Annotated in this window: 9 protein-coding genes; 7 read left to right on the forward strand and 2 right to left on the reverse strand. The window is 72.5% G+C overall.

What is annotated here, in order from left to right; genetic code table 11:
* Positions 1 to 2: 2 nt before the first annotated feature.
* Genes P3F85_RS16840 through P3F85_RS16870 form a run of 7 tightly spaced genes read left to right on the forward strand, consistent with a single transcriptional unit; the run spans position 3 to position 9198 of the window.
* Positions 3 to 1478, forward strand: a complete 1476-nt coding sequence (locus P3F85_RS16840; protein ID WP_374008989.1) for an L-fuculokinase — start codon at positions 3 to 5, stop codon at positions 1476 to 1478.
* Complete coding sequence (locus P3F85_RS16845) at positions 1475 to 2377, forward strand: hypothetical protein (protein ID WP_374008990.1); 903 nt, start codon at positions 1475 to 1477, stop codon at positions 2375 to 2377. Before P3F85_RS16840 ends, P3F85_RS16845 begins: the two co-directional genes overlap by 4 nt.
* Complete coding sequence (locus tag P3F85_RS16850; protein WP_374008991.1) at positions 2359 to 3153, forward strand: aspartate/glutamate racemase family protein; 795 nt, start codon at positions 2359 to 2361, stop codon at positions 3151 to 3153. Before P3F85_RS16845 ends, P3F85_RS16850 begins: the two co-directional genes overlap by 19 nt.
* Positions 3150 to 4622 (forward strand): sucrose phosphorylase, encoded by a 1473-nt coding sequence (gene gtfA / locus P3F85_RS16855; RefSeq protein ID WP_374008992.1) that lies wholly within the window; start codon positions 3150 to 3152, stop codon positions 4620 to 4622. Before P3F85_RS16850 ends, gtfA begins: the two co-directional genes overlap by 4 nt.
* A 35-nt stretch (positions 4623 to 4657) precedes the next feature.
* Positions 4658 to 6547 carry a hypothetical protein gene (locus P3F85_RS16860; protein ID WP_374008993.1) on the forward strand — a complete coding sequence of 630 codons (1890 nt, stop codon included), beginning with the start codon at positions 4658 to 4660 and terminating at the stop codon, positions 6545 to 6547.
* The gene (locus tag P3F85_RS16865) at positions 6544 to 8427 is read left to right on the forward strand and encodes an MBL fold metallo-hydrolase (RefSeq protein ID WP_374008994.1); all 1884 of its coding nucleotides are present in this window, start codon (positions 6544 to 6546) and stop codon (positions 8425 to 8427) included. Before P3F85_RS16860 ends, P3F85_RS16865 begins: the two co-directional genes overlap by 4 nt.
* Positions 8428 to 8436: 9 nt before the next feature.
* Entirely contained in the window at positions 8437 to 9198 is a 762-nt protein-coding gene (locus P3F85_RS16870) for an alpha/beta fold hydrolase (RefSeq protein ID WP_374008995.1), read from the forward strand.
* Positions 9199 to 9269: 71 nt separating this feature from the next.
* Here P3F85_RS16870 and P3F85_RS16875 read toward each other — a convergent pair whose 3' ends face one another.
* Together P3F85_RS16875 and P3F85_RS16880 are read right to left on the reverse strand one after the other, a co-directional pair.
* Positions 9270 to 9764, reverse strand: a complete 495-nt coding sequence (locus P3F85_RS16875; protein WP_374008996.1) for an SRPBCC domain-containing protein — start codon at positions 9762 to 9764, stop codon at positions 9270 to 9272.
* Positions 9761 to 10138 carry an ArsR/SmtB family transcription factor gene (locus P3F85_RS16880; protein ID WP_374008997.1) on the reverse strand — a complete coding sequence of 126 codons (378 nt, stop codon included), beginning with the start codon at positions 10136 to 10138 and terminating at the stop codon, positions 9761 to 9763. Before P3F85_RS16880 ends, P3F85_RS16875 begins: the two co-directional genes overlap by 4 nt.
* Between the last annotated feature and the right edge of the window lie 201 nt (positions 10139 to 10339).

Here is a 10339-nt window from a genome sequence, read left to right on the forward strand (position 1 = left end):
ACGTGACCCCCGCTCCCTCCGCCGCTGTCGGCGTGGACGTCGGCACCACCAACACCAAAGTGGTCCTGGCGGTGTTCGGCGACGCGGTGAGCGAGGCGCGCACGGTGACGGTTCCGACTCCGGCCGGCGGGTCGGCTCTGCAGGCCGCCGTGCTCGGGGCGATCCGGGAGGTGGCCGCCGACAGTCCGCACCCCGTCGTCGCGCTCGGCGTCGCCGCCATGGGCGAGACCGGGTCGCTGACCGGGCCCGACGGCGACCCGCGGGGAGATCTCCTGCGGTGGGCGGACGGCGACGCCGCTACGGCCGACCGGTTCGTCGCGTCGGCGGGCGCGGAGGCGCTCTACGGTGCCACCGGCGTTCCGGCGCCGCGAAAGTCGCCGCTCGTGCACTGGCTTCGGCTCGCGGAGGAGCAGGATGCACGACTCGCCGGGGCGCACTGGCTCGGTGCCGACGGGCTCGTGATCTCGTGCGTCACCGGCGAGACCGTCACCGATCACACCCTGGCGGCCCGCACGATGGCGTACCGGCTCCCGGCACCGGATGCGCCGCTCGCCGACGCGTTCGACCGCGACCTCCTGGCGCTGGCGGGCCTCTCGCCCGAGCGCTTCCCGCGAGTCGTCCGTCCGGGAGCGATCGCGGGAACGCTCACGCCCTCCGCGGCGGCGGCCCTCGGACTCCCCCAGGGCCTGCCGGTCGTCGCCGCCGGTCACGATCATGCCGTCGGCGCCTGGGCGGCCGGCGTCCGCGAGCCGGGCGACGCGGCCGACTCCGTCGGCACGGCGGAGGCACTGCTGCGCATCGCCGGGAGCGTCCCGCGCGAGGAGGCGCGGCGGCAGGGGATGAGCCTCGGCCGCAGCATCGACGGCCGCCACGAGACCCTGCTGGCGGGCAATCCGACCGCCGGCGCGCTCGTGGAATGGGCGTTCGACGAACTGCTTCCCGGAACCGATCGGCACGACGTGCTCGAGCAGGCGCACGCCCTGGCGGACGCACCGGTCGAGGCCTTCCTCCTGCCGTACCTCCGTGGCCGCCAGTCGCCGGCTCCCGATGTCTCGCAGACGATCCGTCTCATCCATCTCGGCGCCGGGCCCGAGCCCGCCGTCCACCGGCTCGCCGACCCCGCCGCAGCCCTGACCGCTGTGCTGACCGGCCTGGTGCTCCAGCTGGCGTGGATGGATGCGGCCCAGACCGCCCTGGCCGGCCCGCGTCGCGCCGGACTCACGGTTCTCGGCGGACCCGGCGCCGCCAACAGCGCGTGGTGGCGGCTCAAGCAGCGGATCCTCCCCGGCCCGCTCCGACGCGTCGACGCCTCCGAACCGGTGGCGACGGGCGCTGCCCTGCTGGCCGCCCACCGGGTCGCCGGTCTCACCACCTCGCTGCCGCTGCGCAGCCCCGATAGCGCCGCCTCGACCGGCGATCCAGCCCTGCTGGACGCCTTCGTGCGAGCGGCGACCCTCCCGAGCAAGGAAACCGCATGACCGAAACAGCCTCCCGTCCCACGCTCGACCTCGACGCGATCGCCCGTCCGGGCGGCGGCCTGGCGATGGTCGCGATGGACCAGCGCGAGAGCCTCCGCCACATGTTCGACCTCGCCGGGGCGGGGCGACCGGACGACGACGTCCTCATCCGCTTCAAGCTCGACGTCGCCGAGGCGCTCGGGCCGTCGGCCTCCGGCTTCCTGATCGACAGGCACTTCGGTTTCGAGGCGGTGCGGGACCTGCTTCCCCCGACCACCGGCCTCATCCTCGCGGCGGACGAGCTCACCCAGGACGACGGCGGTCCCGTCGAGGAGACCGCGCTGGACGAGGTCGTCCTCTCCCAGACCGACCTCGCCGGCGTGTCCGCCCTCAAGCTGCTCATCATCTGGCGGCGCGATGCCAAGCGCGAGCAGCGCGTCCGCCTCGTCGAGCGCTTCGTCGCCGAGTGCGCCGCCCGCGGCGTCCTCTCGGTCCTGGAGCCGGTCGTGCGCGCCACTCCCGGTGAGCTGGGGGCGGGCACCTGGGACCTCGACGAGGCGATCCGCGAGGCGGCCGCCGAGCTGTCGCCGTCGGGGCAGAGCCTCTACAAGGTGCAGATCCCGATGTCCGGCACCGGCGACGCGACGGCGCAGCGGGACGCGAGCGAGCGGCTGAACGCCTCCATCACCGGACCGTGGGTGGTGCTATCGCAGGGCGTGGAGCGGCCGGCCTTCCTGCCGGCCGTCGAGGCGGCCTGTCGCGCGGGTGCCAGCGGCTTCCTCGCCGGGCGCGCCCTGTGGAGCGACGTGGTCGGACGTGCGGACGTCCCGTCGGCCCTCCGCGAGCTGTCCGTCCCGCGCCTGGAGGCCCTGATCGAGGTCCTCGACCGCGAGGCGCGCCCGTGGCGGGAGGCCCGATGATCGCCGGCCTGCTTCACACCGTCCCGGCGCTGGCGCCGACGTTCGACGCCCTCGTCGCCGACGCGATCCCGGGCGTCCACCGCCAGCACGTCGTCGACGCGTGGATGCTGGAGACCGCCATCGCGGAGGGCGTGACGCCGGCCGTGCGCGAGCGGGTGGCCTCCCACCTCCGTCACCTGTCCGAGTCCGGCGCGGACGCCGTGCTGGTGACGTGCTCCTCCATCGGCGAGGCCGCCGAGGAGGCCGCCGCCGCCCTCGGCATCGCGGTCATCCGGGTCGACGCCGCCATGGCCGCGACGGCCGCTCGCCTGGCGGACGAGGAGGGCGCCGGCCGGATCGCCGTGCTCGCGACGAACACCGCGACGCTCGGACCGACCACGCGGCTGATCGAGCGGGAGACCGCCGGCCTCGGCATCGCCGCCGCTGTGACGGCCACGGTCGTCGCGGGTGCCGCCGAGGCCCGCGCGGCGGGAGACCAGGCGACGCACGACCGCCTCATCGCGGAGGCCGTTCGCGCCGCGGCTGTACCCACGGGTGGCGACGACGCTGCGGCCGTGATCGTCCTGGCGCAGGCGTCCATGGCGCAGGCGGCGGAGTCGGCCGGTGTCTCGATCCCCGTTCTCACCTCCCCGGCCGGCGGCGTCGCCCGGCTGGCGGAGGCCCTGACCCCGTCGGATCCGGGAACGCCGGTCGCCAGCGCGAACCGGCCGGCGCCTCCCGGGTCCGACGGACTCCCTGATCCGGACGCATCCCCGTCCGCGAGGTCCCTCACGTGACCGGCGTCGACCTCCTCGCCTACGCCGACCGGCTCGGCGGCGACCTGTCGCGTCTCCGCGCGCTCCTCGAGGGCCCGCTGCGCGACTTCGCCGGGGTGCACATCCTGCCGTTCTTCGTGCCCTTCGACGGGGCCGACGCGGGGTTCGACCCGATCGACCACGGCGCCGTCGACCCGCGCCTCGGCACCTGGGACGACGTCCGGGCCATCGCCGCCGAGCGCGAGGTGACCGCCGACCTCATCGTCAACCACGTCTCCAGCGAGTCCGCCGAGTTCGTGGACTGGCTGGCGCTCGGCGACGCATCCGCCCACGACGGCATGTTCCTCACCTTCGACACCGTCTTCCCCGACCGCGCGTCGGAGGACGACATCACGGCGTTCTACCGCCCCCGCCCCGGCCTGCCGTTCACGGCGTACCGGATGGCGGACGGCAGACGGCGGCTGGTCTGGACCACCTTCATGCCCAGCCAGATCGACCTCGACGTGGCGAACGACCGGGCGCGGGCGTACCTGCGCCGGATCCTCGCCACCCTGCGCTCCGGCGGCGTCACCACCGTCCGGCTCGACGCCGTCGGCTATGCCGTGAAGACGCCCGGTTCCGACAGCTTCATGACACCGGAGACCCTCGAGTTCGTCCGCGAGATCGTGGCGATGGCGCGCGAGGAGGACCTCCGCGTCCTCGTCGAGGTGCACGCACACTACTCGCAGCAGCTCGCCATCGCGCCGCTCGTCGACTGCGTCTACGACTTCGCCCTGGCGCCGCTCCTCCTCCACAGCCTGGGGACGGGCACCTCCGACCGCCTCGCCGAATGGCTGCGCATCCGCCCGCAGAACGCGATCACGGTGCTCGACACCCACGACGGCCTCGGCATCATCGACGCGGGCCCCTCGGGCGACCGGCCGGGACTCATCGATCAGGATGAGATGGCCGCGATCTTCGCGCGCGCGGCGGCCGCGACCCACGGTCACTCCACACGGGCGTCCGTCATCCCGGCGTGGATGAGCCTGCCCCACCAGATCAACGCGACCTTCTTCTCCGCCCTCGGCGCCGACACCCGCAGCTACCTGCTCGCCCGCGCGGTCCAGCTGTGGCTGCCCGGCCGACCGCAGCTCTACTACGTCGGGCTGCTCGGGGGTCTGGATGACGTGGCGCTGTTCCAGCGGACCGGCCAGGGCCGCGACGTCAACCGGCACGCCTACACGCCGGCCGAGCTCGACACGGCGCTCGCGAGCGACGTGACCCGGGCGCAACTGGCGCTCGTGCGAGTGCGGTCGATGCATCCTGCCTTCGCGGGCGAGTTCGGCTACCGTGTGGAACCGGACGGCTCACTCGGGTTGGAGTGGGTGCTCGGCGATGAGCGCGCCGGGCTCACGGTGTCGTTCGCCCCAGAGCCCGTGTTCCGCATCCACCTGACAGGCGCGGGCGGAACCGTCACCGCCGACTCCGTCGAAGCGCTCGCCGCACTCTGACCATCCGCACCTCACCTTCCCCCACCCCGAGGATCATGCAGACCACCCAGGACATCACCGTCACCCGCAGCGCGACCGAGGTCGTCATCGTCGCGCCCGCCTACACGCTCGGCGTCGCACTCACGCGCCCGCGCGCGACCATCGCCGGCCTGGACGGCGAGATCTGGAGCGACCTCTCCCTGCTCGCGAGCGTCGACCGCCTGGGAGTGCCCGACGAGTCCTCCGGCCCAACGGCGGTGACGGTCGAGGAGGCGCAGGACGGGGCCGTCCGCGTGACGGTGCTCTCCGACTCCAGCGCCTGGGCTACGAAGGCCGTCGTGCTGCACTGCACGCCGGGCGAGGTCCGCGCTCGTGTCGAGGTGACCACCGAGGACGACGACGCACGGATCACCGACCTCACCATGTTCGGCGGCCAGGCCGCGCTGCCCACCGGTGCTGCGGGGACGTTCCGCTCCGGCATCCGGTTCCCGACCGTCTTCGTGCCGGCGCCCACCGAGCCGATCCAGGTCGTCCGGCCGTCCAACACCCAGGCGCAGCTGGGCGTCGTCGGCGACGCGGAACCCGGACGCCTCAACGGCATCTTCTCGCCGCCGCCGCTGGTCTTCGCCCTGGGCCGCCCCTCCATCGCTCCTGACGCCCCGCACGGCCCGACCGACATGCCGGTCGGCGACTGGCTCGGTGTCTCGGTCGTGGCCCCCATCGCCCAGCTCGGCTTCACCACGTTCCGCTACGACGCGATCGACGGCGGCTTCCTGTTCCGCCTCACCTACGAAGGCCACACGCGGGTGCAGGCCGGTGGATGGGTCTCCCCCGAGTTCGTGCTGCGGCCGGCCGGCGCGCCGCTCACCGCCATCCGCGACTACCGAGACGATCTCGCCGCCCACGGTTGGGCGGCTCCCGCGCCCGAGCCGGCCCCGTGGTGGCACGAGCCCATCTTCTGCGGCTGGGGAGCGCAGTGCGCCCTCGCCGTCCGGATGAGCCATGAAGGGGAGGCGCTCGCCACCGACAACGCTGACGGCTTCGTCCTCCCCGCCGGTGCCGCGTTCGCGCCCGACCTCGCCCGCCAGTACCTCTACGACCGCTGGCTGCGGCGCCTGGCCGAGCGCGACATCCACCCGGGCACCATCGTCATCGACGACCGGTGGCAGGCGGACTACGGCACCAATACCGTCGACACCGAGAAGTGGCCCGACCTGCGCGGGTGGATCGACGAGCGGCACGCCGCCGGGCAGCGCGTCCTACTCTGGTTCAAGGCGTGGGATCCGGCCGGGCTTCCGCCGGAGCTGACGATCCGCGACGCCTTCGGGCGCCCGGTGGCGGTCGACCCCTCGAACCCGGCCTACCTCGACGCGCTCGCCCAGCAGGTCACGCGCATGGTCTCACCCGACGGCCTCGATGCCGACGGCTTCAAGGTCGACTTCACCCAGCGCGCGCCGTCGGGCGTGACCCTCCGCACCCACGGCGACGATGTCTGGGGCATCAGCGCGCTCCACGCGATCGTCCGGACCATCCACGACGCCGCGAAGACCGCGAAGCCGGATGCGCTCGTCGTAACGCACACCGTGCATCCCTCGTTCTCCGACGTCACCGACATGGTGCGGCTCAACGACGTGCTCGAGGACTCCGTGCACGGCGACCCGGTGCCCGTCGGCGACCAGCTGCGGTTCCGCCACGACATCGCGGCGGCCGCTCTGCCCGGCCACCCGATCGACACCGACCAGTGGCCGATGCCGAACCGGGAGGAGTGGCTCGCCTACTCGCGCATCCAGCCCGAGCTGGGTGTGCCGGCGCTGTACTACGTCGAGTCCATCGACAACAGCCGCGAGGATGTCACCGACACGGACCTGGACGAGATCGCCGGGATCTGGCGTGCCTACCGCGCGGCCCGTGGCGACCTGGCCGCGAGGGAGCCGTCCGCCGTATGACCGCGTTCAGCGAGGTCGCGCCCGGTGTCCACCGGTTCGCGGACACCTGCAATGTCTACATCGTGACGGCGACGGCGAACACGGCCGGGGGGAGCGGCGCCATCGCGATCGACTTCGGCTCGGGCGACGTGCTCGACCACCTCGCCGAACTCGGCCTCGAGAGCCTCGACGCCATCCTGATGACCCACCACCACCGCGACCAGGGGCAGGGCCTGCCCCGGGCGGTCGCCGCGGGCATCCCGATCTTCGTGCCGCCGGTCGAGCAGGACCTCTTCAGCCGGGTCGACGAGATGTGGTCCGCACGCGCTCTGTACAACGACTACAACCTGCGACAGGACCGCTTCTCGCTGCTCGACCCGGTTCCGGTCGCGGGCACGGTCCCCGAGTACCGCACCACGCGCTTCGGCGGCGTCGAGGTGAAGACCATCCCCACGCCCGGCCACACGATGGGGTCAGTCAGCTACCTCGTCGACCGCGGCGACACCCGGGTCGCGTTCACCGGCGACCTCATCTACGCGCCCGGCAAGGTCTGGTCGCTCGCGGCGACCCAGTGGTCGTACACCGAGAGCGAGGGCCCGGCGATGAACGTGCTCTCCTGCCTGCAGCTCCAGGAGGAGAAGCCGACCATCCTGCTGCCGTCCCACGGCGAGCCGATGCCCGACGCCGCCGATGCGCTCGAACAGCTGGCCGACCGGATGAGCGGTTACGTGGATTCGCGCCGCACCAACCCGTGGGACCTGCGCGACTGGCTGGAGCGGCCCTTCGTCCGCCTCACCGACCACTTGCTGCTCAACCGCACCGCCAACTCCTGCGTCTACGTGCTGCTCAGCGACTCCGGCGCCGCGCTCTTCATCGACTACGGCTACGACATGTCCACCGGCTGGCCGGCGGGCACCGACCGTGCCGCGCGCCGCCCCTGGCTCGCCTCGCTGCCCGCGCTGAAGCGCGACTTCGGTGTCACCTCGGTGGAGGTCGTGCTCGGCACGCACTACCACGACGACCACATCGCGGGGTTCAACCTGCTGCGCGACGTGGAAGGGACCGAGGTCTGGCTGCCCGAGAACGTCGCCCCCATCATGGCCGACCCGATGCGGACCGACCTCCCGTGCCAGTGGTTCGAGCCCATCCCGGCCGACCGTGTGCTTCCCCTCGGCTCGACCGTGGGCTGGCACGAGTACGAGATCGTCACCCACGAACTGCCCGGTCACACCCTGTATGCGGCGGCGTTCGAGTTCGAGGTGGACGGCGTCCGCGTGCTCGCCACCGGCGACCAGCAGACCGCCGAGGGGCGGCTGGGGGTGCAGCGCGAGATCCTGAACTACCAGTACCGAAACCGGTTCCGGCGCGACGACTTCATCCAGAGCGCGGAGCTGTACCGGCGGGTCGCGCCCGGTCTGATGATCACCGGCCACTGGCAGGGCAGGGAGGTCGACGAGGACTACCTGCAGCTGCTCGCCGAGCAGGGCGACGAGCTCGCGGCCATCCACAACGGTCTGCTCCCGGCCGAGGGGATGCTGCCGCCGGCCGACGGCAACCTGGTGCTGCTGGAGCCCTTCTACCAGCGCGTGACGACCGGAGCCGCGCTCGAGTACGAGGTGGTCGTCGTGAACGTCTACGACGAGCCGCGGGACGTGGTCGCCCGGCTGGTGACGCCGGACGGATGGAGCGATCCCGAGCCGGAGTCGGTGGTCGCGGGCGCCGCCGAGACCGTGCGGCTGCGGTTCGCGGTGCGCGCGGGGGATGCGCCGCGGAAGCGGCAGCGGCTCGCGGCCGACGTCACGGTCGGCTCGGTCCGGCTCGGGCAGGCGGGGGATGCGGTGGCCGACACGGTCGCGCCCGGCACCGGCTCCACCCTCGACAGCGCTCCAACGCTCGGCTAGCCTGCGGGCGTGGACCGCATCCGACTGCACCGCGAATGGCACGGCGACCCCGACTCGCCGCACCCACCGCTGCTGCTCATCCACGGCGGCGGGTCGACGATCGAGACGAACTGGGGACTGCTGCTCCCGCTGGTCGCGCCGACGCGGTCGGTGCTCGCCGTCGAGCTGCAGGGTCACGGACGCACGGCCTCCGGCGACCGCCCGGCGACCTTCGAGGGGTCGGGCGACGATGTCGCGGCAGTGCTGACGGAGCTCGGCGTCGGACCGGTGGACGTCCTCGGCTTCAGCAATGGCGGGCAGGTCGCCCTGCAGCTGGCCGCGCGGCATCCCTCCGCCGTCCGGCGACTGATCGCCGCATCCGCGCCCGTGCGACGGGACGCGATGATCGAGGGATTCTGGGACGGCCTCGCCGCTGGGACGTTCGACGACCTCCCGGAGCCGTACCGGGCGGCGGACCTCGCGGTCAGCCATGACCGCGAGCACGCACGAAGGATGTTCGAGCTCGACCGCGAGCTGATGCTGTCGTTCGAGGACTTCCCTGACGAGCTGCTCGCCTCGATCACCGCGCCGACGCTGGTCGTGGGGGCGGACCACGACGTCGTCCGCCCCGCCCACTTCGTGGAGCTGGCCGCGCTGCTGCCCGACGCCCGCCTGCTCATCGTCCCCGGCACGCACGGCGACTACCTGGGCGAGCGCCTGGCTTCGTCCGGTGACCCAACCCCCCTCCGCCGAACCCTCCCCCACCTCCTCGCCTTCCTGGACGCCCCCTAACCCCATCGCTTCCTCACTTAATCCGGGGTTCGACGGGCGCGTCCGCGGATTAAGCGAGGAAGCGATCGTTGCTACCTGGAGGCGTCGGCCAGGAGGAGGTCGTCGATCTGGGTGAGCGCCTCGATCATGCCCTGCTCCTGGCCCACGGCGAGGAGCTCTTCGAGCTGAGCGGTGCTCGTGAACTGGCTGAGCTGGGTCATGCGGGTGCGTCCGTCTCGCTCCTCGAGGGTCGTGATCATGCGCCCGGCGTCGCCGGGTGCCGGGTCGCCGCCCTCTACCGCGAAGCCGTCGTCGACGGCGAGCCGGACCGGGGGCTCCACCTCGACGAACCGCCACCAGCCCCAGGCCTTCGCGCCCTCGGGCGTGGTCATGTAATACGTCGCCCGGCCGCCCGGCTCGAACTCGAACACCTCGAACGTCGCCGGGTATCCCGGAGGGCCCCACCAGCGCTCCAGCTGCCGCGGGTCGGACCACAGCTGCCAGATCCGCTCCAGCGGCGCGTCGTACTCGCTGACGATGGTGAGCGTCAGCGCCTCCACATCCTTCTTCGACTCGATGAAGGTCATCGATCGTTCCTCTCTGCGTCGGTGTTCGGGTCGGTGGTGCTCTTCTCCTCGGCGAGGAGTCCGTCGATGGCGGCCACGCGGTGCCGCCAGATCTGCTCGTATCGGTCAAGCAGCAGGGATGCGCGACGGATCGTCCCGGGATCGCCGGAAACGACACGCTCCCGGCCCCGCGTGCGCTTGTGGACAAGTCCCGCCCGCTCCAGCACGGCGACGTGCTTCTGCACTGCCGCGAAGCTCATGTCGTAACGCTGCGCGAGCTCGCTCACGGAGTGCTCGCCATCGAGCGATCGCGCCACGATGTCGCGCCGGGTCGCATCCGCCAGTGCCTGGAAGATGCGGTCGATGTCCGTCTCGGTGAGCTGATCTACAACCATTTGGTTGTACGTTACCGCCCCCCGTTCGGTCTCGCAACCCCGCGCTCGACGGCTTCGTCGCCGAGTGGTGAGTGGATGCTCCAATCCCAGTCGAGTGGTGACGTCATGTCGCAACTCGGCGGGGCGGGCGCGGGGTGGGGCGCGGGTGGGGGTGGGGGTGGGGTGCGGTGGAGACGCGCCGCGCGGACATCCCGTGTTGAC

Source organism: Leifsonia sp. T36S-04, from assembly GCF_042465655.1.
Lineage (GTDB): Bacteria > Actinomycetota > Actinomycetes > Actinomycetales > Microbacteriaceae > Leifsonia.